This window comes from Pseudonocardia sp., from assembly GCF_035305885.1.
In the GTDB taxonomy this organism is placed as follows: domain Bacteria; phylum Actinomycetota; class Actinomycetes; order Mycobacteriales; family Pseudonocardiaceae; genus Pseudonocardia.
Window position 1 is genome coordinate 33,680 of sequence record NZ_DATGOP010000034.1, and the last position, 24,293, is coordinate 57,972.

The following is a 24,293-nucleotide window of genomic DNA, read 5'->3' on the forward strand; positions in this document are numbered from 1 at the left end:
ATCTCTCGCGCTGCCACGTGGTTCGGCGGGCCCCGGCGGCCTCTCGCAGCCGGGGCCCGCCGTGCTCGGTTTCCGCGTCAGCTCGCCTGGCCGCTGGCGACCTCTTCGGCCGTCCAGTAGCCGGTGTCGATGAGCGCGGACTGGATGTTGTCCCGGTAGACCGTCACGACCGGCAGCAGGTAGGACGGGACGACCTTGACGCCGTTGTCGTACGTCGTGGTGTCGTTGGCCTCGGGCTGGTTGCCCGACAGGAACGCCTCCGCCGCCCGCGCGCCCTGCTCGGCCAGCAGGCGGGTGTCCTTGAAGATCGTGGAGCTCTGCACGCCGTCGGCGATCAGCTTGACCGACGCGATCTCCGCGTCCTGCCCGGTGACGATCGGCATCGGGTTGTCGCCGCTGTCGATCGTCGGGCCGTAGCCGGCGTTCTGCAGGGCGGTGATGATGCCGCGGGACAGGCCGTCGTACGGCGACAGGACGCCGTCGACCCGGCTGCCGTCGCTGTAGGCGGAGGTCAGCAGGTCCTCCATGCGCCGCTGCGCGGTCTCCTGCTGCCAGCGCAGGATGGCGGCCTGCTCGATCGTGGTCTGGCCGCTCTTGACCACGAGCGTGCCGTTGTCGATCAGCGGCTGCAGCACCGACATCGCGCCGTCCCAGAAGTAGAAGGCGTTGTTGTCGTCGAGCGAGCCGGCGAACAGCTCGATGTTGAACGGCCCCGTGGCCGAGCCGTCCGACCCGTCGGGGTTCTTGATGCCCAGCCCGGTCAGCAGGGCCTCGGCCTGCGCGACGCCCACCTGGAAGTTGTCGAACGTGACGTAGAAGTCGACGTTCGGGCTGTTGCGGATGAGCCGGTCGTAGGAGATGACGGGGATGTCCTGCGACTTCGCGGTCTCCAGCTGGCTGGACAGGGCGGTGCCGTCGATCGCGGCGATGATCAGCGCGTCCGCGCCCTGGGTGATCATCTGGTCGATCTGCTGGGACTGCGTCGGGATGTCGTCGTTCGCGAACTGCAGGTTGACCTGGTACCCGGCCGCCTCGAGCTGCTCCTTGAGCGACTCGCCGTCGGCGATCCACCGCTCCGAGGTCTGCGTGGGCATCGAGACGCCGACGAGCAGGTCGCCTGGCTCCTGTTGCGCGGCGTCGCTCCCACCTGCGCCGCCCCCTCCGCCGGCGCCCCCGCCGGCACAGGCCGCGAGGCCGAGCGCCAGGGCGGCGCCCGCTGCGACCAATCCGAGCTTCCTGTGCACGTCTCCTCCTCGAGATCCTTGCCCGTCGAGCGGGCCGTCCCGCGGTGGGCGGGCGACCCAATGTGAGCGCTAACAGGGGGTAGCGTCAACCCCTCCGGCGTACGCGGCCGTCACGGTCCGATAACACACGCGCAACCGTCACCCGTTCGGCACGCCTCGTCACCGAAATGGCCCCCGGACCGGGGGTCCTCCACCCGGCCCAGGGGCCATCGTCGCTGATCAACGCGTTGTCGGTGGGGGTCCTCACAGCCGCCGCGCACCGGGCTCCCGCCACATCGGCCACAGCGGCGGGCCGTCCGGCAGGCGGATCTCGCCGACGACCTCGAACCCGTGCCGCGCGTACAGCCGCCGGTTGCGCGGGCTCGTGGCCTCCAGGTAGGCGGGGCTCGCCTCGGTGTCGCAGCGTCGCAGGGTCGCCTGCAGCAGCGCGGAGCCGAGCCCGCGGCCGTGGTGGACCGGGTCCACGCCCAGCAGGTTGAGGTAGTGGCACGGCGCGCTCGGGTGCTGCTCGTCGAGCAGGCCGATCACCTCGACGACCCGGCCGGTGTCCTCGCCGCACGCCTCCTGCAGGCGGGCGCCGAACTCGTCGGTGTCCTCCTCGGCCACGGCCTTTTGCCCCGGCCCCGCCCACAGCGCGGCGCCGACGGCGGGTGTCCCGACGATCCGGGAGGCGCCCAGCGGCTGGTAGGCCTCGGCGAACAGCGCGAACAGGCCGGGCAGCACCGCGGCCCGGCGCGCGGGGTCGGGGATGATCCAACCGAAGGCGGGGTCGTCGGCGAACGCCGCGGACAGCACCGCGGCGACCGCGTCGCGGTCCGCCGCGTCGGAGGGGCGGACGGCCCGCTCGGGGGCGGTGGTGGTGGTCGTGCTCATGACGCTCCTTCGTTCTCGGGACGCTGTCGACCACTGCGGCGTGAGGCCGGGCCGCACACCGGGAGGCCGGACCTCCCACCGGCGCAGGGCAGGCGCCCGATCGGTGGCTGGGCGGCGCCCGACGCCGCCGGTACCGTGATCGGCCGACCCGACGCGAGGTACGGGGGCCAACGGATGAGCGCGGATCCCTCGCTCGTGGGCCGGGACCGCGAACTGGCCACGCTCACCGGGATGCTCGGCGTGCGGCGGCTGGTCACGATCACCGGCGTCGGAGGGGTGGGCAAGACGCGGCTCGCGCTGGCCGTGGCCGCGCGGACCCCGCACGCCGCGGTCTGCCACCTGGCGCGGCGGAGCCGCCCCGACCAGGTGGCAGAAGCCGTCGCGGAGGCGCTCGGGTACCCGTCGTGGGAGGCGGCGCTGGTCGGGCTCGCGGAGCGGACCGCGCTGCTCGTGCTCGACAACTGCGAGCACCTGCTCGACGCCGCCGCCGACGCGGTCGAGCTGCTCCTCGCGGCCGCGCCGGGCGTGTCGGTGCTGGCCACGAGCCGCGAGCCGCTCGCGGTGCCGGACGAGCACGTGCTGCGGCTCGACCCGCTCCCCGTCGGCGACGGCGCCACGGGCGAGGCGTCGTCGCCCGCCGTGCAGCTGTTCTGCGCGCGCGCCGCGGCCGCGGGCTCGCCGATCGAGCTCGACCCCGACACGGCGGCCGCGGTCGTCGAGCTGTGCCGCCGCCTCGACGGGCTGCCGCTCGCGATCGAGCTGGCGGCGGCCCGAACCCCGACGCTGAGCCCGGCCGAGATCCTCGCCCACCTCGACCGCAGGCTCGACCTGCTCGTCGGCCACCGCCGCGCCCCGGCCCGCCACCGCAGCCTGGAGGCGCTGGTGGACTGGTCCTACGAGCGGCTCGAGCCGGCCACCGCGCGGTTCTTCGCCCGGCTCGGCGTGTCCGAGGGGCGGTTCACCGCGGAGGCGGCCCACGCCGTCGGCGGCGAGCCGGACGAGGACCTGGTCGACGTCATCGGCCACCTCGACCGGCTGGTGGCCCGATCGCTGGTGCAGGTCCACCGCAGCGGCGGGCGCACGTTCTACTCGCTGCTGGAGACGATCCGCGCCTACGCGCGCGCGAAGCTCGTCGCGAACGGGGAGTTCGAGACGATCACCAACCGGTGCGTCGACTGGACCGCCGCGCACTGCCGCGGCGTGGTCGCCCGCTACCGGCGGTCCTGGTCGGCCGACGTCGCGGCCACCGCGGACGCGCTGCGCCACGACGTCTACGACGCCCTCGGGCACGTGCTGGCGCGCGACGAGCGGCCCGACCGCGCCTTCGCGCTCTACGGGCTGCTGTGGTGCGCCGACGTGCACCACGGCCGCGCCCAACCGGTGGCGGACTGGGGCGAGCGGCTGCTCGAGCGCTGGCCCGACCCGGGGCTGCCGGGCTGGCCGGAGGTGGCGGGCGTGGCCGCGACCGCGCACGTCGTGACCGGCCACCTCGACCGCGGCGCCCGGCTCGCCACGGCGGCCGTCGAGGCAGCGGGCCGCCCGGCCGATGCGTTCGTCGCCCGGCGGGCGCTGGTGCTCGCGAGCCTCGCGGGGGCCGACGGCGCCGCCGCGCTGCAGCGTGCCGACGAGGCGCTCGCCGACGGGCTCGAGGACATGCCGCCCTGGCGCGTCGAGCTGGAGAGCCTGCGGGCGATCGCGCTCGCCGCGGTGGGCCGCGAGGAGGAGGCGGTGGCCGCCGCGCGCGCCGCGCAGGCCGACGCGGCGGCCGAGGGGGGAGTGCTCGCGTCCTGGTGCGCCCTCGTCCACGGCCACGTGCTCGCGCTGCGCGACCCCGAAGCGGCCCGCGAGGTGCTCGCCGGGGTGGTGGTGGGCGCGGACACGTCCGGCTACCCGCAGGGGCGGGCGCTCGCCACCCGCGCCCTCGGCGTGCTCGACCTGTGGGTCGGGCGGTGCGCGCAGGCGGCCCGGTCGCTGCGGGAGACCCTCGACGACTTCGCCCGCCACGGCGACGCGCACGTGCGCACGACCCTGCGCTGCGTCGCCGGGCTCGCGGCCGCCGCCGGCCGGCCCGCCCCGGGGCTGTTCGCCGCCGCCGACGTGCCCGCGGCGGCCGACCTGGAGGACCTGCTCGCGCGCGCCACCCTCACCCGCCGCCTCGCCCGCCCCGCCGATCCCGGCCCGGCCCCGCCACCCGCGGTCGCGGTCGCCCGCGCCCGGGAGGTGCTCGCCGCGATCGCGGAGCCCGGCGACCGGCCCCCAGAGCGGGCGCCGTCGGCCTCGGTGTTCCGCCGCGAGGGGGCCGTGTGGACGCTCGCGTTCGAGGGGGTGACCGTCCGGCTGCCCGACAGCAAGGGCCTGCGCGACCTGGCGGTGCTGCTGGCCGCCCCGGGGCGCGAGCTCCACGCCGCGGAGCTCATGGGCGCGGCGGTCGAGGCCCCGGACACCGGGCCGGTGCTCGACGCGCAGGCGCGGCGCGCCTACGAGGCGCGGATCGTCGAGCTGCAGGAGGAGCTCGCCGAGGCCGAGGACGCGCACGACACCGCGGCCGCCGAGAAGGCCCGGCTCGAGATGGAGCTGCTCGTCGACCACCTCACCGCCGCGACCGGGCTGGGCGGGCGGGCCCGGCGCGCGGGCAGCAGCAGCGAGCGCGCCCGCACGGCGGTCCGGTGGCGCATCAAGGCGGCCGTCGACCGCATCGGCGAGGAGCACCCGGCGCTCGGCAAGCACCTGAGGGAGTCGGTGCGGACCGGCACCTGGTGCTCCTACCACCCGGTGACGCCGGTCACGTGGGAGCTGTGAGGCGCGACCTCACGGGCGCGCGGCCACACCTCCCGCCTTCGACGGCGAAGGACCGATCCAGCAAGGAGAGACCATGCCCACGCCCACCCTGGACGAGCGCCTCCTCGAGGCGGCCACCGGCACGCTCGAGCTCTTCGGCGTCTACCTCGGCACCCGGCTCGGCCTGTACCGGAGCCTGGCCGAGCGCGGCAGGCTCACCGCGCCCGAGCTCGCCGAGGCGGCCGGCATCCACCCCCGCTACGCGCAGGAGTGGCTGGAGCAGCAGGCCGTCGCGGGGTTCGTGGCGGTCGACGACCCGTCCCGCCCGGCCGACGCCCGCCGCTACCGGCTGCCCGCCGACCACGTCGGGGTGTTCGTCGACCCGGAGCACCCGGCGCACCTGGCCCCGTTCGCCGACGCGGTCGTCGGCGTCGGGAAGGTGCTCGACGAGGTCGTCGAGGCCTACCGGACCGGCGGCGGGGTGCCGTACTCCCACTACGGCCCCGAGTTCCGGCGCGGGCAGGGCGGCATGAACCGACCCGCGTTCGCGAGCGACCTGACCGGCAGCTGGCTGCCCGCCGCCGGCGTCACCGAGCGGCTGTCGCGGCCGGGGGCGCGGATCGCCGACGTCGGCTGCGGCCACGGCTGGTCGACGATCGCCATGGCCCGCGCCTACCCGCAGGCCGAGGTGATCGGCTACGACCTGGACGAGGCTTCGGTGGCCGAGGCGCGGGCGCACGCCGAGGCCGCGGGCGTCGGGGTCCGGTTCGTGCAGGCGGACGCCCAGGCGGTCGCGGCCGACGGGCCGTTCGACCTCGTGGTGGTGCTCGAGGCCCTGCACGACATGGCCCGCCCGGTGGAAGGGCTCGCGGCCTGGCGCAAGGCGCTCGCCGACGGCGGTTCGGTGATCGTCGTCGACGAGAAGGTGGCGGCCACGTTCACCGCGCCCGGCGACGCGATCGAGCGGCTCATGTACGGCTGGAGCATCGCGCACTGCCTGCCCGCCTCGCTCGCCGAGCAGCCGTCGGCCGGCCTGGGCACCGTCCTGCGCGAGGACGACGTCCGGCGGCTCGCCGCGCAGGCCGGCTTCGCCTCCACCCGGGTCGCCGAGGTCGACGCCGGGTTCTTCCGGGTCTACCGGTTGGAGGGATGACCGACGCGCGAGCGGCCCTCCCGCGCGGGGCGGGAGGGCCGCTGGTCGTGCGCGGTCAGGAGATGGGCCGGTCCGTCGGCGCGATCGGCTTGGGCAGGACGTCGCGCCCGGTCAGGTAGGCGTCCACCCCGGCGGCCGCGGAGCGACCCTCGGCGATGGCCCACACGATCAGGCTCTGCCCGCGGCCCATGTCGCCCGCGGAGAACACGCCCTCGACGCTGGTCATGAAGTTGGCGTCGCGGGCGACGTTGCCGCGCTGGTCCAGCTCCACCCCGAGGTCGGTGAGCAGCTTGCCCTTCTCCGGGCCGAGGAAGCCCATGGCCAGCAGCACGAGCTGAGCGGGCAGCTCCCGCTCCGTGCCCTCGATCGGCACGAAACGGCCGCTGGAGTCGCGGCGCACCTCGACGATCCGCAGCCCGCGCAGCTTGCCGTCGGCGTCGGCGAGGAACTCGGTGGTGTTCACCGAGTACAGCCGCTGGCCGCCCTCCTCGTGGGCCGACGAGACCCGGTAGACCATCGGGTAGGTCGGCCACGGCATGCCCGGGGTCCGCTGCTCCGGCGGCATGGGCATGATCTCCAGCTGGGTGACCGAGCGCGCGCCCTGGCGGTGCGCGGTGCCGAGGCAGTCGGCGCCGGTGTCACCGCCACCGATGATCACCACGTCCTTGCCCTCCGCCGTGATCGGCGGGGCGTCGATGTCGCCCTGCTGCACGTGGTTGGCCCACGGCAGGTACTCCATCGCCTGGTAGACGCCCTCGACCTCGCGCCCGGGGACGGGCAGGTCGCGCCACGCGGTGGCCCCGCCCGCGAGCACGATCGCGTCGTACTCCTCCCGCAGCTGCTCGGCCGTGATGTCGGTGCCGACGTCGGTGGAGGCGCGGAACCGGGTGCCCTCGGCCCGCATCTGCTGCAGGCGCCGGTCCAGCCGGCTCTTCTGCATCTTGAACTCGGGGATGCCGTAGCGCAGCAGCCCGCCGATGCGGTCGGCCCGCTCGAAGACCACGACGTCGTGCCCGACCCGGGTGAGCTGCTGGGCCGCGGCGAGCCCGGCCGGACCCGAGCCGACCACCGCCACCTTCTTGCCGGTCTTGGTGACCGGCGGCTGCGGGGTGACCCAGCCCTCCTTGAACGCGTGGTCGATGACCTGCAGCTCGACCTGCTTGATCGTGACCGGGTCGCTGTTGATCCCCAGCACGCACGCCGCCTCGCACGGGGCGGGGCACAGCGTCCCGGTGAACTCCGGGAAGTTGTTGGTGGCGTGCAGCCGCTCGATCGCCTCGCGCCAGTCGTGGCGGTGGACGAGGTTGTTCCACTCCGGGATGAGGTTGCCCAGCGGGCAGCCCTGGTGGCAGAACGGGATGCCGCAGTCCATGCAGCGGCTGGCCTGCCGCTCCAGCTTGTCGTCCGGGAACTCCTCGTAGACCTCCGACCAGTCCCGCAGGCGCAGCGGCACCGGCCGGCGGGTGGGGGTCTCGCGGGGGAACTTCAGGAAGCCCTTCGGGTCAGCCATGCGCGGCCTCCCTGGATGTCGCTGTCGCCTCGTTCACGTCCGTGCTCATCCGTGCGCCGCTTCCATGATCGCCTCGTTCACGTCACGGCCCTCCCGTTCGGCCGCGGCGCGGGCGCGCAGCACCCGCTTGTAGTCCTTGGGCATGACCTTGCCGAACCGCTCGACGTTGACGTCCCAGTCGGTCAGCAGGGCGCGGGCCACGGCCGAGTCGGTCTCGGCGTAGTGCCGCTCGACCGTGTCGCGCAGGAACACCCGGTCGTCGTCGGTGAGCGGGTCGATGTCGACCATCTCGCCGTTGACCCGGTGCCGGGGCAGGTCCAGCACGTAGGCGATGCCGCCGGACATGCCGGCCGCGAAGTTGCGCCCGATCTTGCCGAGCACCACCACGCGGCCGCCCGTCATGTACTCGCAGCCGTGGTCGCCGACGCCCTCGACGACGGCGAGCGCGCCCGAGTTGCGCACGCAGAACCGCTCGCCGACGACGCCGCGGATGAACATCTCACCCGAGGTGGCGCCGTAGCCGATGACGTTGCCCGCGATGACGTTCTCCTCGGCCGCGAACGGCGCCGACGGGTGCGGGCGCAGCGTGAGCCGGCCGCCCGAGAGCCCCTTGCCGAAGTAGTCGTTCGTGTCCCCGACCAGGCGCAGCGTGATGCCCTTCGGCACGAACGCGCCGAAGCTCTGGCCGGCCGAGCCGGTGAGCGTCACGTCGATCGTGTCGTCGGGCAGGCCCTCGCCGCCCCACCGCCGGGTGAGCTCGTAGCCGAGCATCGTGCCGACGGTGCGGTTGACGTTGCGCACCGGCAGGTCGAGCCGGACCTTGTCGCCGGAGGACAGCGCCCCCTCCGACAGCTGGATCAAGGTGTTGTCCAGCGCCTTGTCCAGGCCGTGGTCCTGCTTGCGGGTCTGGTGACGCGCGGCGCCCGGCGGCAGCGGCGGCACCTCGAAGATCGGCGAGAGGTCGAGCCCCTCGGTCTTCCAGTGCCGCACGGCGTCGTCGACGTCGAGCATCTCGGCGTGGCCGACGGCCTCCGCGATGGAGCGGAACCCGAGCTGGGCGAGGTACTCGCGCACCTCCTGCGCGATGAAGCGCATGAAGTTGACGATGTACTCCGGCCGCCCGTCGAACCGCTTGCGCAGCTCCGGGTTCTGCGTGGCGACGCCGACCGGGCAGGTGTCGAGGTGGCAGACGCGCATCATGACGCAGCCCGACACCACCAGCGGCGCGGTGGCGAAGCCGAACTCCTCGGCCCCGAGCAGCGCGGCGATGACGACGTCGCGGCCGGTCTTGAGCTGCCCGTCGGCCTGCACCACGATCCGGTCGCGCAGGCCGTTGCGCAGCAGCGTCTGCTGGGTCTCGGCGAGCCCCAGCTCCCACGGCCCGCCCGCGTGCTTGATCGACGACAGCGGGGAGGCGCCGGTGCCGCCGTCGTGGCCCGAGATGAGCACGACGTCGGAGTGCGCCTTCGCCACGCCCGCCGCGACCGTGCCCACACCGACCTGGCTGACCAGCTTGACGTGGATGCGGGCGCGCGGGTTGGCGTTCTTGAGGTCGTGGATGAGCTGCTTGATGTCCTCGATCGAGTAGATGTCGTGGTGCGGCGGCGGTGAGATCAGCCCGACGCCCGGCGTGGAGTAGCGGGTCTTGGCGATCCACGGGTAGACCTTCGCGCCCGGCAGCTGACCGCCCTCGCCCGGCTTGGCGCCCTGCGAGATCTTGATCTGCAGGTCGTCGGCGTTGACCAGGTACTCGCTGGTGACGCCGAAGCGGCCGGAGGCCACCTGCTTGATCGCGCTGCGCCGCGAGTCGCCGCTGGCGTCGATCACGAAGCGCTCGGGGTCCTCGCCGCCCTCGCCGGTGTTGGACTTGCCGCCGAGGCGGTTCATCGCGATGGCGAGGGTCTCGTGCATCTCCTGCGAGATCGAGCCGTAGGAGATGGCGCCGGTCGCGAACCGCTTGACGATCTCCTCGACCGGCTCGACCTCGTCGATCGGTACCGGCGGGCGCACGCCCTGCTTGAACTTGAACAGGCCGCGCAGCGTCATGAGCCGCCCCGCCTGCTCGTCGACGGCGCGCGTGTACTCCTTGAAGATCTCGTAGCGGCCCTGCCGCGTGGAGTGCTGCAGCTTGAACACCGTCTGCGGGTTGAACAGGTGCAGCTCGCCCTCGCGGCGCCACTGGTACTCGCCGCCCACCGGCAGCGTGCGGTGGTGGGGGCGCACGTCGTCCGGCGGGAACGCGCGGCGGTGCTGCATCAGCACCTCCTCGGCGAGCTCGTCGAAGCCGACGCCGCCGAGGCGGGACGTGGTGCCCGCGAAGCAGGACTCGATGACCTCGGGGCCGAGCCCGATCGCCTCGAAGATCTGGGCGCCGGTGTAGGAGGCGACCGTCGACACGCCCATCTTCGACATCGTCTTGCGGACGCCCTTGCCGAGCGCCTTGACGAGGTTGCGCGCCGCCTGCTCCGGGGTGACGCCGGGGATGTCGCCGCGGGCGGCGAGGTCCTCGACGGTGGCCATCGCGAGGTACGGGTTGACCGCGGCCGCGCCGTAGCCCAGCAGCAGCGCGATGTGGTGGACCTCGCGCGCGTCGCCCGCCTCGACGATGAGCCCCACCCGGCTGCGGGTCTTCTCCCGCACGAGGTGGTGGTGCACCGCGCCGGTGAGCAGCAGCGACGGGATCGGCGCGAACTCCTTAGAGACGCCGCGGTTGGACAGCACGATGAGCCGGGCGCCGTCCTCGATGGCCTCGGAGACCTCGGTGCAGATCTCCTTGAGGCGCCGCTCGAGGCCCGCGCCGCCGTCGGCGGCCTTGAACACGCCCTTGGCGGTGACGCAGGTGAACCCGGGCAGCTCGCCGTCGTCGTTGATGTGGATGATCTTGGCGAGGTCGTCGTTGCCCAGCACGGGGAAGGGCACGACGACCGTGCGACAGCTCGCCGGCGTGGCCTCGAGCAGGTTCTGCTCCGGCCCGAGCAGGCTCTGCAGCGAGGTCACCAGCTCCTCGCGGATGGCGTCCAGCGGCGGGTTGGTGACCTGCGCGAACAGCTGGGTGAAGTAGTCGAAGATCTGCCGCGGGCGCTGCGAGAGCGGCGCGAGCGGCGCGTCGTTGCCCATCGAGCCGATGGGCTCGGCCCCGGTGGCCGCCATCGGCTTGAGCAGGAGGTTGAGCTCCTCCTCGGTGTAGCCGAACGACTGCTGCCGGTGGGTGATCGCGGCGTGGTCGAAGACCTCGCGCTCCCGCGGCGGCAGCTCGTCCAGGTGGATCAGCCCGGCGTGCAGCCACTCCTCGTACGGGTGCTCGGAGGCGAGCGCGCCCTTGATCTCGGCGTCGTCGAGGATGCGCCCCTGCGAGGTGTCGACCAGGAACATGCGGCCCGGCTCGAGCCTGCCCTTGCGCACGACGGCCGACGGGTCGACGTCGAGCACCCCCACCTCGGAGGCGAGCACGACGAGGCCGTCCTCGGTGACCCAGTAGCGGGCCGGCCGCAGGCCGTTGCGGTCGAGCACCGCCCCGATCTGGGTGCCGTCGGTGAACGCGACGAGCGCGGGCCCGTCCCACGGCTCCATCAGCGTGGAGTGGAACTCGTAGAAGGCCCGGCGGGCCGGGTCCATCTCCTCGTGGTTCTCCCACGCCTCCGGGATCATCATCAGCACCGCGTGCGGCAGGCTGCGCCCGCCCAGGTGCAGCAGCTCGAGCACCTCGTCGAAGGTGGCGGAGTCGCTGGCGTCGGGCGTGACGATCGGCGACAGGCGCGACAGGTCGCCCGGGATGAGGTCGGACTGCAGCAGCGCCTCGCGGGAGGCCATCCAGTTCCGGTTGCCGCGCAGCGTGTTGATCTCGCCGTTGTGCGCCACGTAGCGGTACGGGTGGGCGAGCGGCCACGCCGGGAACGTGTTGGTGGAGAACCGGGAGTGCACCACGGCGAGCGCGCTCGCGACACGCTCGTCCGACAGGTCCGGGTAGAAGGCCTCGAGCTGCGGCTCGGCGAGCATGCCCTTGTAGACGATGGTGCGCGGCGACAGGCTCGGGAAGTAGACGTCCGTGGCGTGCTCGGCGCGCTTGCGCAGGCAGAACGTGCGGCGCTCGAGCTCGATGCCGGTCTCGCCCTGCACGCCCGAGACGAACAGCTGCCGGAAGCTCGGCATGGCCGCGCGGGCCATCGGGCCCAGGTCGGCGGCGTCCGGGTCGACCGGGAGCTCGCGCCACCCGAGGACCTGCAGGCCCTCCTCGGCGGCGAGCTTCTCGATCTCGGCGACGGCCGCGTCGGCGTCCGCCCGGTCCGCGGGCAGGAACGCGGTGCCGACGGCGTAGGCGCCCTCGGCGGGCAGCGGGAACCCCGCGACGGCCCGGAAGAAGGCGTCGGGCACCTGGATGAGGATGCCCGCGCCGTCCCCGGTGTTGACCTCCGCGCCACGGGCGCCGCGGTGCTCGAGCCGCAGGAGCGCGGTCAGCGCCTTGCGGATGATGCTGTGATCGCGGCGACCGGCGAGATCGGCGACGAAGGCGACGCCGCAGGCGTCGTGCTCGAACTCCGGGCGGTATAGCCCGGACGAGGTACCCGCTGGGTTCGCAGCCAAGAGTGCCTCCTGCTTGTCGTCTCGGTGCACCCCGACACCAGCATCGGGACGACGATGTGACGAGTGTGTGGTGGGTGGATGGGCTGGGAAAAGAGGAGTATCGGTCCGACCTGCCCGCTCCGCCTGATCTGTCGATCCCCGTGTGCAGCGCAGCACCGTGCGTCCGGACGTTGTGGGCCTCGGACACCGGCACGACGACCGGGCGCCGTGGTGGGGCGTCGGCCGGGTTCTACGCACGGTGCGAGCGCGCACGCGTCAGCGGGTGCGGTTTCGCGCAGACAATGTCGCACGTTGCGGCGGCGATTCGCCAGTGAGAGCCGCAGTGACCACAGTGACCGTTCTTGAACGCGCGGGATCGGCCGTACTGCCTGTAATGTGTACGGCCTGTTTCTTCCGCGTGACCCCGGCGTCGGTCCCGCGGACCCCACCCTACCCGCGTCGTGAGCGGCTGTGCGCAGGATGTGACCGGCGCACACTGCCGGGGTGGACGTGCGTTCCCTGCTCGCCGACGTGGCCGGTCTCGGCCCGTTCTTCGCGCTGCGCGCCGGCCGCGGTGAGCACCGTCTCACCGACCCGGAACCGGTGCAGGAGCGCATCGCGCACGTCGCCCGCGCGCTGGGCTGCGCCGAGCGGGTCGCGGCCTCGCTCGCCTTCCAGGGGTTCGCCGCGCAGCTGGTGTCCGCGCCGTACGCGGCGGCGGTGCTGCACGGGGAGGTACCGGCGCCCACCCCCGCCACGCTGTGGTGGAGCCGGACGGGCGACGGCGGGTGGGCGCCCAGCACCGACGCCGGCTCGACCGCGGCCGCCGACGCCCTGCCCGCGCTGCTCGAAGACCTGCTGGGGCCGCTGGCCGACGAGGTGCGCGCGCGGGTCCCGGTCGCCGCGCGGCTGCTGTGGGGGAACGCGGCATCCACCGTGGCCGCGGCCAAACGGCTGCTCGTGGTGCGGCGACCGGAGGTGGCCGCCCGGGCGGCCGAGGTGGCGGAGGCCGTGCTCGCCCACGGTGCGTTCGCGGGGGCGGGGGAGCTCCTGGCCCCGCGCGACCCCGACCTGGTCTGGACCTTCCGCCGCCGCACCTGTTGCCTCTACTACCGCGTGCCCGGCGGCGGGCTGTGCGACGACTGTGTCCGACTGCCTCCGCTGCGCTCCGGCAGGCCCGCGGGCCCGTAGAGGCGCCGCCTTGCTCCGCCGGTGCTCGGTCGCTCGTGCCTCGCTCCCTGCGCGCCTGCCCCGCAACGTGGCGTCGGCCCGCGGTGCCGCCGCCCGCGCGCACCGGCTGCCCGGGTTCGGCCGCGCACCCACCCCCGCCGCCGACGTGCTCGCAGACCGCGCCCCGGCCCGCCCGGGCAGCCACCGGCCGGACCCGTAGACTCGCGAGGACGACCGGCCGGGCGCCCGCGGGCATCCGCCCGGGCCAGCCAGCGGACCCATCTCGCCAGCGGTCCGCGCACATCCCAGTACAACGAGGAGTAAGCCCACCGTGAAGAGCACCGTCGAGCGGCTGAGCCCGACGCGAGTCCGCATCAACGTCGAGGTGCCCTTCGACGAGCTGAAGCCGGACTTCGACCGGGCCTACAAGAAGATCGCGCAGCAGGTCCGGGTGCCCGGCTTCCGTCCGGGCAAGGTGCCGGCCCGCATCATCGATGCCCGTCTCGGGCGGGGTGTGGTGCTCGAGGAGGTCGTCAACGGCGCCGTCCCGGCCAAGTACAGCGAGGCCGTCACCACGGCCGAGGACCTCATGCCGATCGGCCGGCCCGACATCGAGGTCACCGAGCTCGCCGACGGCGAGAAGCTCGCCTTCACCGCCGAGGTCGACGTCCGGCCGCAGATCGAGCTGCCCGACCTGTCCACGCTGTCGGTCACGGTCGACGATGTGGAGGTCACCGACGAGGACGTGCAGGAGCAGGTCGACAACCTGCGCGCGCGGTTCGGCACGCTCACCGGCGTCGACCGGCCCGCCCAGAAGGACGACTTCGTCCTCATCGACCTGTCCGCCACCGTCGACGGCAAGCCCGTCGAGGAGGCCCAGACCACCGGCTTCTCGTACCAGGTGGGCCAGGGCGGCCTGATCGAGGGCATCGACGAGGCCATCACCGGCCTGTCGGCGGGTGAGGAGCGGACGTTCACCACGAAGCTCGTGGCGGGCGAGCACGCCGGCCGCGACGCCGAGGTCACCGTCAAGGTCACCGCCGTGAAGGAGCGTCAGCTCCCCGAGCCCGACGACGAGTTCGCCCAGCTGGCGAGCGAGTTCGACACGTTCGACGAGCTGGTGGCCGACCTGCGGGAGCGGCTCGGTCGGGTGCGCAAGATGGAGCAGGTCACGCAGGCGCGCGACAAGGTGCTCGAGGCCCTCGTCGAGGCCACCGAGGTGCCGCTGCCGGAGACGGTGGTGCAGGCCGAGATCGACTCGGCGCTCCACGACGCGGTGCACCCGTTCGACCACGACGAGGCCAAGTTCGAGGAGTTCCTCACCTCCCAGGGCCGCACGCGCGAGCAGTTCGACGCCGAGACCAAGGAGGCGGCGGAGAAGTCCGTGCGGACCCGGCTCGTGCTCGACGCCCTCGCCGACCGGGAGCAGACCACGGTCAGCGAGCAGGAGCTCACCGAGCGCATCGTCTTCCAGGCGCAGCAGTACCAGATGCAGCCGGAGGAGTTCGCGCGGCGCATCCAGGAGGCGGGGCAGCTGGGCGCCGTCTACTCCGACGTGCGGCGCAGCAAGGCCCTCATCGCAGCCGTGCGCGCGGCCACGGTCACCGACGCGTCGGGCAACGAGGTCGACATGCGTGAGTTCCTCGGGACGGACGAGGACGAGGCCGCGGAGACCTCGGAGACCAGCGAGTCCGCCGAGTCCACCGAGGCCGGTGCGGACGCCCCCGCCGCCGCGGAGGAGAAGGCGACGGCCTCCTCCTGAGGCGCGCCACGCCCACAGCGAACAACCTGGCCATACGCGGCGAACAGGAGGTTCGTCCGCGTAGGGTCGCAATCGATGGACACGCGAGCCGAACCAGCAGAAGGCAGGGGTGAAGTGAGGCCAGAGGACTCCGCGCGCAGCGCCAGCGGAGCGCGCACGTGGGCGGGCCCGCGTACGGCGGACGCTGTCGGAGAGGTGATGCGGCGGGGCGCCCAGTCCTCGTCGATGACGCTGTCCGACTCGGTGTACGAGCGGCTGCTCCAGCAGCGGATCATCGTGCTCGGGCAGCAGGTGGACTCCGAGATCTCCAACCGCATCGCGGCGCAGATGCTGCTGCTCGCGGCGGAGGACCCGGAGTCGGACATCTCCCTGTACATCAACTCGCCGGGTGGCTCGGTCCCGGACGGCATGGCGATCTACGACACCATGCAGTTCATCCCGTGCGACGTCGCGACGTTCGGGATGGGCATGGCCGCGTCGATGGGGCAGTTCCTGCTCTCGGCGGGCACGCGCGGCAAGCGGTACGTGCTGCCGCACTGCCAGATCCTCATGCACCAGCCGTCGGCGGGCGTCGGCGGCACCGAGTCCGACATCTCCATCCAGGCGGAGCTGTTCAAGCGCCACAAGCGCGAGATGGCCGAGCTCATCGCCGAGCACACCGGGCAGACGGTCGAGCGGATCATCGCCGACTTCGACCGCGACCGGTGGTTCACGGCGCAGGAGGCGCTCGAGTACGGCTTCGTCGACCACGTCATCACCCGAGCCAGCCAGATCCCCGACTCGAACCAGAACGGGAGCGCTCGATGAGCAACATGTGGACGCCGGGCGGGCGGGCCCCGGAGCCGGCGCAGTCGCGGTACGTGCTGCCGTCCTTCGTCGAGCGCACGAGCTACGGGGTCAAGGAGTCGAACCCGTACAACAAGCTCTTCGAGGAGCGCATCATCTTCCTCGGGGTGCAGATCGACGACGCGTCGGCCAACGACGTCATGGCGCAGCTGCTGTGCCTGGAGTCGGCCGACCCGGACCGCGAGATCAGCATGTACATCAACTCGCCCGGCGGCTCGTTCACGTCGCTGATGGCGATCTACGACACGATGCAGTTCATCCGCCCGGACATCCAGACGGTCTGCCTCGGGCAGGCCGCGTCCGCGGCGGCGGTGCTGCTCGCTGCGGGCACGCCGGGGCGCCGCCTCGCGGTCCAGAACGCGCGCGTGCTGATCCACCAGCCGGCCACCGAGGGCTTCTACGGCCAGGTGTCCGACCTGGAGATCCAGGCGGCCGAGATCTCCCGCATGCGCAGGCTGCTGGAGCACACGCTCGCCAAGCACACCAACCGCTCGCCCGAGCAGGTGCACGACGACATCGAGCGCGACCGCATCCTCACGGCCGAGGAGGCCAAGGAGTACGGCATCGTCGACGAGATCATCAAGAGCCGCAAGCTCTCCGCGGTCTGAGAAGGCGGGTCGGCACCGGCGGGTTCGGGGCCGGTGCCGACCGTCCGCCGACCCGTCACCGAATCTCCGGTGCACGAAACTCCCCGGGGACCGGGTCGGGCGGGTACCGTCCAGATAGCGCGCCTCCCGGACCCGCCGGGGCAGCGCAGAGAAGGATTTGGGGTCTGCACTCATGGCACGCATCGGCGACGGCGGTGACCTGCTCAAGTGCTCGTTCTGCGGGAAGAGTCAGAAGCAGGTCAAGAAACTGATCGCCGGCCCTGGGGTCTACATCTGCGACGAGTGCATCGATCTCTGCAACGAGATCATCGAGGAGGAGCTGGCGGAGTCGGGCGACGTCAAGCTCGACGAGCTGCCCAAGCCCGCCGAGATCCACGACTTCCTCGACCAGTACGTCGTCGGGCAGACCCAGACGAAGCGCACGTTGTCGGTGGCGGTCTACAACCACTACAAGCGCATCCAGGCCGGCGAACGCCGCGGTAGCGGCGATGGCGATGGCGTCGAGATCGCCAAGTCGAACATCCTCATGCTCGGCCCCACCGGCTGCGGGAAGACCTACCTCGCGCAGACGCTGGCCAAGCTGCTCAACGTCCCGTTCGCGATCGCCGACGCCACGGCGCTCACCGAAGCGGGCTACGTGGGCGAGGACGTCGAGAACATCCTGCTCAAGGTGATCCAGGCCGCTGACTACGACGTCAAGCGCGCCGAGACCGGCATCATCTACATCGACGAGGTCGACAAGATCGCCCGCAAGTCGGAGAACCCGTCGATCACCCGCGACGTCTCCGGCGAGGGCGTGCAGCAGGCGCTGCTGAAGATCCTGGAGGGCACCACCGCGAGCGTGCCGCCGCAGGGTGGGCGCAAGCACCCCCACCAGGAGTTCATCCAGATCGACACCACCAACGTGCTCTTCATCGTGGCGGGCGCCTTCGCCGGCCTCGAGAAGATCATCAGCGACCGGATCGGCAAGCGCGGCCTCGGGTTCGGCGCCGAGATCCGCTCCAAGCACGACATCGACCCGTCCGAGAGCTTCGCGGAGACCCTGCCCGAGGACCTCATCAAGTTCGGGCTCATCCCGGAGTTCATCGGGCGCCTGCCGATCGTGGCGTCGGTCACGTCGCTCGACAAGGAGGCCCTGGTCAAGATCCTGACCGAGCCGCGCAACGCCCTGGTGAAGCAGTACCGCAAGCTGTTCGAGATGGACGGCGTGGAGCTGGAGTTCACCCAGGACGCGCTCGAGGCGGTCGCCGACCAGGCCATCCTGCGCGGCACGGGGGCCCGCGGCCTCCGAGCGATCATGGAGGAGGTGCTGCTGCCCGTCATGTACGACATCCCGAGCCGCGACGACGTGGCGAAGGTGGTCGTCACCGAGCAGACGGTGCGCAGCAACGTCAACCCCGCGATCGTCCCGCGCACCCCGGCCACCCGCCGGGAGCGGCGCGAGCGCTCCGCCTGACGAGCCGCAGCAGCACACCCGAACGACGCCGGTCCGCGTGAAGCGGGCCGGCGTCGTCGTGTGCGCGGCGCCCGCTCCGCTCGTCCGCCGTTCGTCGGCCGCTCATCGGCCGTTCGTCGCGACTGTATACCGTATTGCTTCGTACAGTTGCACGCTCACCTACCGTGATCTAGGTTCACGCGGTCGTGGTTCGCATGGCTGAGGGAGCTGCCAATGGCCGCCGGTTTCCTGCAACGTGAGCGCATCATCGCGCCACCTGGATGGAGCCGGTGGCTGATCCCGCCCGCCGCGCTGTCGATCCACCTGGCGATCGGGCAGGCGTACGCGTGGAGCGTCTTCAAGAACCCGCTCACCGCCACGATGCTGGAGGGCAACCCCGCCGCGGGCACCCTCACCGCCCTGCCGTTCACGCTGGGCATCGTGATGCTGGGGGTGTCGGCCGCGGTCTTCGGCACGGCGGTCGACCGCAACGGGCCCCGCTGGGCGATGTTCATCGCCACGGTCTGCTTCTCCACCGGGTTCCTCGTCTCGGCGCTCGGCGTGACGCTGAACCAGTACTGGATGGTCATCGTCGGGTACGGCTTCATCGGCGGGATCGGCCTCGGCATCGGCTACATCTCGCCGGTGTCGACCCTGATCAAGTGGTTCCCCGACCGGCCGGGCATGGCCACCGGCCTTGCGATCATGGGCTTCGGCGGCGGCGCGCTCATCGCGTCGCCGTGGTCGGCGTCGATGCTCTCCGCGTTCGGGGCGACGGGCGACGACCCGCAGGCGAGCGGCGTGGCGCTCTCCTTCCTCGTCCACGGCATCGCCTACGCCGTGTTCATGTCGGTCGGCTGGCTCCTGGTGCGGGTCCCGCCGGACGGGTGGCGGCCGGAGGGGTGGCACCCGTCGGAGGCCAAGACCGGCTCGCTCATCACCACGGCCAACGTGTCGGCCAACAACGCCATCCGCACGCCGCAGTTCTGGCTGCTGTGGGTGGTGCTGTGCCTGAACGTCACGGCCGGCATCGGCATCCTCGAGCGCGCCTCGCCGATCTTCCAGGACTACTTCCCCGACGCGGGCACCCAGGTCGCCGCCGCCGCGGCCGGGTTCGTCGCGATCCTGTCGCTGGCGAACATGCTCGGGCGGTTCGCCTGGTCGTCGACCTCCGACATCATCGGGCGCAAGAACATCTACCGCGTCTACCTGGGCGTCGGCGCCCTGCTGTACCTGCTCATCACGCTGCTGGGCAACGCCAACCAGGCGCTGTTCATCATCGCGGCGATGCTGATCCTCTCGTTCTACGGCGGGGGCTTCGCCACCGTGCCCGCGTACCTGCGCGACCTGTTCGGCACCTACCAGGTCGGCGCGATCCACGGCCGCCTGCTCACCGCGTGGTCCACGGCGGGCGTGCTGGGGCCGGTGATCGTCAACGCGATCGCCGACGCGCAGATCGCGGCCGGCGTGGAGGGGCCCGGCCGGTACACGGTGGCCTTCTGGATCATGATCGGGCTGCTGGTCGTCGGCTTCGTCTGCAACGAGCTCATCCGGCCGGTGGACGAGCGCTACCACGAGCCCGCGTCGCAGGACGCGGTGGACACGACGGGGGCGAAGAGGGCATGAGCACGCAGTCCGCGGCCGACGGCACCCGCACCGGCCCGCCGCCGGTCGCCTGGCTGGCCTGGGCGTGGGTGGTGATCCCGTTCCTGTACGGCCTGTACCAGCTCGTGATCAAAATCCCCGCGCTGTTCGGCGGCTGATTCCGGGTTAGGGTCGGCGCGTGGCTGACAGCAGTGACGCACAGGCCCTGTCCGCATGGGTCACCGCCGTGGTGCGGGAGCTCGGCATCGAAGGGGCCCTCGAGCGCGAGGGCATCGTGGACCTGGTCCTCGATCTCGCCTCGGACGTGGCGCACGGCGTCTCCCGGCCCGGGGCGCCGGTCACCGCCTTCCTCGTCGGGGTGGCGGCGGGCCGGGCCGACGACCCGGCGGTCGCCGCCCGCGACTTCGCGGAGAAGATCGGCCGGCTCGCCGACGGCTGGGACGCCGACAGCGAGCGCGGCGCCCCGGCGGGCGACCAGTCCCGCCGCGCCTGACCGTCGGCCGGCCCGCGGCGGGTCAGCCCGTCACGTCGAAGTCGGAGACGATCCGGGTCGGGCGGATGCGCACCACCAGCTCGCCCGGCACGGCGTTGCGCCGGCCGAACTCCTCGGCCCGGTCCGCGCCCGTGTAGCGGCCGCCGATCGCGGTGGCGAGCCGCAGCAGCTCGTCCGGATCGTCGCAGACCGTGGCGGTGCCCTGCACCTGGACGAACGCGTAGGGCGGCTCCTCGAGGTCGACGCGAACACCACGCGCGGGTCCCGGGCGATGGCGCGCGCCTTCGGCGTGGTCGCCCCCGTGGTGAACACCGGCTCGTCGCCGTCGAGGACGAACCACGCCGGCGCCACCAGCGGCCTGCCGTCCGACGCGACGTAGCCCAGCTCGCCGGTGCGGGTGCCTGCGGAGAGGAAGGCCCGGATCTCGGGCGTCAGCTCGGACACAACCGGCCACGTCGAGCGCCGTTGTTCACCCGCAGACCGGGGTCCGTTCACCCGGGTGGTCTACACACCGGGCCATGCGCTCCCTCCGGATCGACCGCCGCACCCTGCTCCGCGCCGCCGCCGTCGGCGCGCTGACCGCCCCCGCGCTCGTGCGGGCCGACCGCCCGGTGCTGACCCACGGCGTGCAGTCCGGGGACGTGGTCCGCGGGTCGGGGCTGGTCTGGGCGCGGGCGGACCGGCCGTCGCGCATGGTCGTCGAGGTGGCCGACGACCCCGGGTTCACCCACCCGCGCCGGGTGGTGGGGCCGGTCCTCACCCCGGACACCGACTTCACCGGGAAGGTCCGGGTGCACGGCCGCGGTCGGACCGTCCACTACCGGGTCACCGCGGAGGACCTCGACGGCCGCGTCGCGAGCGCGCCGGTCACCGGGTCGTTCCGCACCGCGGGTCCACGCAGCGAGGGCGTGCGGTTCGTCTGGTCCGGCGACGTGGTCGGGCAGGGCTGGGGGATCGACCGCGACCGGGGCGGGATGCGGATCTTCCGCGCCATGGCCGAACGCGACCCCGACTTCTTCCTGCACAGCGGCGACACCGTCTACGCCGACGGCCCGCTCACCGAGACCGTCGCGCTCCCCGACGGCAGCACGTGGCGCAACCTCGTGACGCCGGAGAAGGCGAAGGTGGCCGAGACGCTCGCCGAGTTCCGCGGCCAGTACGCCTACAACCTGCTCGACGAGCACCTGCGCGCGTTCCTCGCCGCCGTGCCGCAGGTCAACCAGTGGGACGACCACGAGGTCACCAACAACTGGTACCCGGGCGAGCTGCTCGACGACGACCGCTACACCGAGAAGCGGGTGGACGTCCTCGCCGAGCGCGCGTTCCGCGCCTACCACGAGTGGGTGCCGCTGGACCCGCGCCGGGCGATCGACGGCCGGGTCTACCGGCGGCTGGCGTACGGGGCGCACGTGGAGCTCTTCGTGCTCGACATGCGCAGCCACCGCGACCCCAACGGGGCCAACACCGGGGCGGGCGGGCGCATCCTGGGCGAGCGGCAGGCCCGGTGGCTCGTCGACGGGCTGGCGTCGTCGCACGCGACGTGGAAGTTCGTCGCCTCCGACATGCCGATCGGGCTGCAGGTGCCCGACGGGACGGCGTGGGAGGCCGTCGCGAACGGCGTGGCGGGCCCGCCGAGCGGCCGGGAGGCCGAGCTGGCCTGGGTGCTGTCGGAGCTGCGCAGGCGCGGCGTCCGTGGCGTGGTGTGGCTCACCGCGGACGTCCACTACACGGCGGCCCACCACTACTCCCCGGAACGGGCGGGGTTCACCGAGTTCGACCCGTTCTGGGAGTTCGTCTCCGGCCCGTTGCACGCGGGCGCCTTCGGGCCGAACCCGCTGGACCCGACGTTCGGCCCCGAGGCGGTGTTCGTGCACGCCCCGCCGGCGCCGAACACCTCGCCCGCGCACGGCTACCAGCACTTCGGGGAGGTGGAGGTCTCCCCGGACGGCGAGCTGCGGGTGAGCCTGCGCGGGCACGACGGGCGGGAGCTGTGGTCGACCGCCGTGGCGGCCGTGGCGTGACCCCCGCGCGCGGGGGAGGATTCATGGCATGCGGACCGTGGTCGGGGTGGCGCGCTGGGTCGGCTCGCGCGTCCGGCGGGCGGCGCACCCCAGCGACCGGCCGGAGCACGCGGCCCGGGTCCGTCCGCTGGCGGCGGGCAGGCGCCCGCTGCTGCCCGGTGGCCTCGGCGAGCAGCGGCGCGGCGGCGTCCGCCTCGACCAGGTGGACCCCACCACCTGCGGCAGCGCGGTGCTGATCGCGCTCGCGGCCTGGGCGGATCCGTCGGAGATGCGGCGCCTGGACGGCGAGGACGCCGACGCCGGGGGAGCGGCCGGATCGGGCGCCCTCGCGGGGGCGCAGGCCGGCGTCGCGGTCGGGTTCGGCGAGCGCTTCGACGCCCGGCAGCGGGAGGTGCACCGGCAGTCCACGCGGTTCTGGCCGCAGGCGCTCGGCACCACGCCGTGGGGGATGGTGTCCTGGCTGCGCCGCCACGTGCCCGGGGCGGGCCCGTACCGGGTGCGGCTGGTCGACGACACCTCCGCCGCCGACCTCGACGACGTGCTCGGCCGGGCCGGGGCGGCGCTCGCCGCCGGCAGGCCGGTGCCGCTGCTGGTGGGGTCGCTCGTCCCGCGGCACTACGTCCTCGCCCTCGGCGTGCTCGACGACGGCCGGTGGCGGGTGTACGAGCCCACGAGCGGGCAGGTCCGCGCGGTGGACCTGCGGCTGGTCCGGGAGCGCAGGCTCGCGCCGGTGCTGGGCTTCGACCGGCTGCACGCGGCGCTGCTGCCCGCCTAGCGCTCGGTGGTGGGGCTGAGCATCGAGTGCCGCCTGCCGTACACCAGGTAGATCACGAGCCCGATGACCAGCCACACGGCGAACCGCAGCCAGCTGAGCAGGTCGAGGTTGAGCATCAGGTAGAAGCAGGCCACCGCGGCGAGCACGGGCAGCACCGGGGAGAACGGGACCCGGAACGGCCGCTCGAGCGCGGGCCGGCTGCGGCGCAGCACCGGCACCGCGATCGCCACGATGATCATCGCGCTCAGCGCGCCGATCGAGACCATGTCGGCGAGCTCGGAGATCGGCGTGATCGCCGCGATGACCGCGATCACCGCGGCGCCGATGATCGTCATCCGGTGCGGGGTGTGGAACCGGGGGTGCGCGGTGCCGATGGGTTCGGGCAGCAGCCCGTCGCGGCCCATCGCGAACCCGATCCGGCCGATCGTGACCAGCTCGACCATCATCACCGAGGTCAGCCCGGTGACGGCTCCGATCGAGATCAGCGCCCCGACCCAGGGCAGCCCGACCGCGTTGAACGCGCTCGCGAGCGGCGCCCCGGGGTCGATCTCCTGGTAGGGCACCATCCCGGTCATCACGAACGAGACCGCGATGTACAGCATTGCGCACACGCCCAGGGCGCCGAGCAGGCCGATCGTCATGTCGCGCTCGGGGCGCCGCGTCTCCTCGCCCAGGTTGGCCAGCGCCTCGAAGCCGGTGTAGGCGAAGAACACCACCGCGGCCGCCGTGAGCATCCCGCCGACGCCGTACGCGGTGGCCTCCACCCCGAACACGCCCTCGACCACGGGCTGCTGCAGCACCGAGCCGCCGCCCTCCACGGGCTCGGCCGGTGGGATGAACGGCGTGAGGTTCGCGGTGTCGATGAAGAAGACGCCGACCCCGATGATCAGCACACACACCGCGAGCTTCACGGCGACCAGCACGTTGGTCAGGCGCGACGACTGGCGGATGCCGAGCACCGCCACCACGGTGAGGATGCCGATGATCAGGACCGCCCCGATGTTGAACGGCGCGGACTCGCCGAACAGCACCTGCGGCAGCCCGAAGAGGTTCGCCAGATAGCTCGACCAGCTGCGGGAGACCACGGCGAGGCCGAGGCCGAACTCCAGCAGCAGGTCCCACCCGATGATCCACGCGAACAGCTCGCCGAGCGTGGCGAAGGCGTAGGTGTAGGCCGAGCCGGCCGTCGGCACCGAGGACGCGAGCTCGGCGTAGCAGAGGGCGGCGAGCGCCGCGACGACCGCGCCGATGATGAACGACAGCGTGACCGCGGGCCCGGCGTGCTCCCTCGCCTCGACCCCGGCGAGGGTGAAGATGCCGGTTCCGATGATGATCCCGACCCCGAAACCGATGAGGTCGCGGCCGGACAGCGACCGCCGCAGCTTGGCGTCCCTGCCCCGTTCCAGTACGTGCTCGACGGGCATCGTGCGCAGCACCGACATCCGGGCAACGGTAGCCCT

18 protein-coding genes and 1 pseudogene are annotated in these 24,293 nt (G+C 72.9%); 12 read left to right on the forward strand and 7 right to left on the reverse strand.

The window, feature by feature from the left end:
• Positions 1 to 77: 77 nt before the first annotated feature.
• Positions 78 to 1,244: a multiple monosaccharide ABC transporter substrate-binding protein gene (gene chvE, locus VKZ81_RS06565; RefSeq protein ID WP_324240522.1), complete on the reverse strand. Its 1,167-nt coding sequence runs from the start codon at positions 1,242 to 1,244 to the stop codon at positions 78 to 80.
• A 243-nt stretch (positions 1,245 to 1,487) separates the two neighbouring features.
• On the reverse strand, positions 1,488 to 2,117 hold the full coding sequence (locus VKZ81_RS06570; protein WP_324240523.1) for a GNAT family N-acetyltransferase: 630 nt from the start codon (positions 2,115 to 2,117) through the stop codon (positions 1,488 to 1,490).
• A gap of 174 nt (positions 2,118 to 2,291) precedes the next feature.
• On the opposite strand from VKZ81_RS06570, the gene VKZ81_RS06575 reads away from it, so the two are divergent.
• Positions 2,292 to 4,916, forward strand: coding sequence for an ATP-binding protein (locus VKZ81_RS06575; protein WP_324240524.1), 2,625 nt, complete (start codon positions 2,292 to 2,294; stop codon positions 4,914 to 4,916).
• A 73-nt stretch (positions 4,917 to 4,989) separates the two neighbouring features.
• Positions 4,990 to 6,048 carry a methyltransferase domain-containing protein gene (locus tag VKZ81_RS06580; protein ID WP_324240525.1) on the forward strand — a complete coding sequence of 353 codons (1,059 nt, stop codon included), beginning with the start codon at positions 4,990 to 4,992 and terminating at the stop codon, positions 6,046 to 6,048.
• 55 nt (positions 6,049 to 6,103) lie between these two features.
• Here VKZ81_RS06580 and VKZ81_RS06585 read toward each other — a convergent pair whose 3' ends face one another.
• Positions 6,104 to 7,558 carry a glutamate synthase subunit beta gene (locus VKZ81_RS06585; RefSeq protein ID WP_324240526.1) on the reverse strand — a complete coding sequence of 485 codons (1,455 nt, stop codon included), beginning with the start codon at positions 7,556 to 7,558 and terminating at the stop codon, positions 6,104 to 6,106.
• Positions 7,559 to 7,603: 45 nt separating this feature from the next.
• Positions 7,604 to 12,139 (reverse strand): glutamate synthase large subunit, encoded by a 4,536-nt coding sequence (gltB, locus tag VKZ81_RS06590; protein ID WP_324240527.1) that lies wholly within the window; start codon positions 12,137 to 12,139, stop codon positions 7,604 to 7,606.
• Positions 12,140 to 12,622: 483 nt separating this feature from the next.
• On the opposite strand from gltB, the gene VKZ81_RS06595 reads away from it, so the two are divergent.
• The 8 genes from VKZ81_RS06595 to VKZ81_RS06630 all read left to right on the forward strand — a co-directional run bounded on the left by VKZ81_RS06595 (position 12,623) and on the right by VKZ81_RS06630 (position 20,037).
• The gene (locus VKZ81_RS06595; protein ID WP_324240528.1) at positions 12,623 to 13,309 is read left to right on the forward strand and encodes a (2Fe-2S)-binding protein; all 687 of its coding nucleotides are present in this window, start codon (positions 12,623 to 12,625) and stop codon (positions 13,307 to 13,309) included.
• A 310-nt stretch (positions 13,310 to 13,619) separates the two neighbouring features.
• On the forward strand, positions 13,620 to 15,050 hold the full coding sequence (tig, locus tag VKZ81_RS06600; RefSeq protein ID WP_324240529.1) for a trigger factor: 1,431 nt from the start codon (positions 13,620 to 13,622) through the stop codon (positions 15,048 to 15,050).
• Between the two features lie 198 nt (positions 15,051 to 15,248).
• Positions 15,249 to 15,857 (forward strand): ClpP family protease, encoded by a 609-nt coding sequence (locus VKZ81_RS06605; protein ID WP_324240530.1) that lies wholly within the window; start codon positions 15,249 to 15,251, stop codon positions 15,855 to 15,857.
• A complete protein-coding gene (locus VKZ81_RS06610; protein ID WP_324240531.1) occupies positions 15,854 to 16,504 on the forward strand; it encodes an ATP-dependent Clp protease proteolytic subunit in 651 nt (216 codons plus the stop codon). Before VKZ81_RS06605 ends, VKZ81_RS06610 begins: the two co-directional genes overlap by 4 nt.
• Before the next feature lie 172 nt (positions 16,505 to 16,676).
• Positions 16,677 to 17,960: an ATP-dependent Clp protease ATP-binding subunit ClpX gene (gene clpX / locus VKZ81_RS06615; protein WP_324240532.1), complete on the forward strand. Its 1,284-nt coding sequence runs from the start codon at positions 16,677 to 16,679 to the stop codon at positions 17,958 to 17,960.
• A 213-nt stretch (positions 17,961 to 18,173) separates the two neighbouring features.
• Positions 18,174 to 19,565 carry an OFA family MFS transporter gene (locus VKZ81_RS06620; protein ID WP_324240533.1) on the forward strand — a complete coding sequence of 464 codons (1,392 nt, stop codon included), beginning with the start codon at positions 18,174 to 18,176 and terminating at the stop codon, positions 19,563 to 19,565.
• A complete protein-coding gene (locus VKZ81_RS06625) occupies positions 19,562 to 19,702 on the forward strand; it encodes an MFS transporter small subunit (protein WP_324240534.1) in 141 nt (46 codons plus the stop codon). Before VKZ81_RS06620 ends, VKZ81_RS06625 begins: the two co-directional genes overlap by 4 nt.
• A 20-nt stretch (positions 19,703 to 19,722) precedes the next feature.
• The gene (locus tag VKZ81_RS06630) at positions 19,723 to 20,037 is read left to right on the forward strand and encodes a DUF6457 domain-containing protein (RefSeq protein WP_324240535.1); all 315 of its coding nucleotides are present in this window, start codon (positions 19,723 to 19,725) and stop codon (positions 20,035 to 20,037) included.
• A 22-nt stretch (positions 20,038 to 20,059) separates the two neighbouring features.
• On the opposite strand, the gene VKZ81_RS06635 is transcribed toward VKZ81_RS06630, so the two are convergent.
• Both VKZ81_RS06635 and VKZ81_RS06640 read right to left on the reverse strand, forming a co-directional pair.
• Positions 20,060 to 20,245 carry a pyridoxamine 5'-phosphate oxidase family protein gene (locus tag VKZ81_RS06635; protein ID WP_324240652.1) on the reverse strand — a complete coding sequence of 62 codons (186 nt, stop codon included), beginning with the start codon at positions 20,243 to 20,245 and terminating at the stop codon, positions 20,060 to 20,062.
• 101 nt (positions 20,246 to 20,346) lie between these two features.
• Positions 20,347 to 20,532 (reverse strand): annotated as a pseudogene (locus VKZ81_RS06640) (hypothetical protein); the annotation flags it as partial.
• Between the two features lie 23 nt (positions 20,533 to 20,555).
• On the opposite strand from VKZ81_RS06640, the gene VKZ81_RS06645 reads away from it, so the two are divergent.
• Both VKZ81_RS06645 and VKZ81_RS06650 read left to right on the forward strand, forming a co-directional pair.
• On the forward strand, positions 20,556 to 22,058 hold the full coding sequence (locus tag VKZ81_RS06645) for an alkaline phosphatase D family protein (RefSeq protein WP_324240536.1): 1,503 nt from the start codon (positions 20,556 to 20,558) through the stop codon (positions 22,056 to 22,058).
• A 28-nt stretch (positions 22,059 to 22,086) separates the two neighbouring features.
• Complete coding sequence (locus VKZ81_RS06650; protein WP_324240537.1) at positions 22,087 to 22,833, forward strand: hypothetical protein; 747 nt, start codon at positions 22,087 to 22,089, stop codon at positions 22,831 to 22,833.
• Here the strand turns inward: VKZ81_RS06650 and VKZ81_RS06655 are convergent.
• Positions 22,830 to 24,275, reverse strand: coding sequence for an APC family permease (locus VKZ81_RS06655; RefSeq protein WP_324240538.1), 1,446 nt, complete (start codon positions 24,273 to 24,275; stop codon positions 22,830 to 22,832). The genes VKZ81_RS06650 and VKZ81_RS06655 overlap by 4 nt on opposite strands.
• Positions 24,276 to 24,293: the final 18 nt, after the last annotated feature.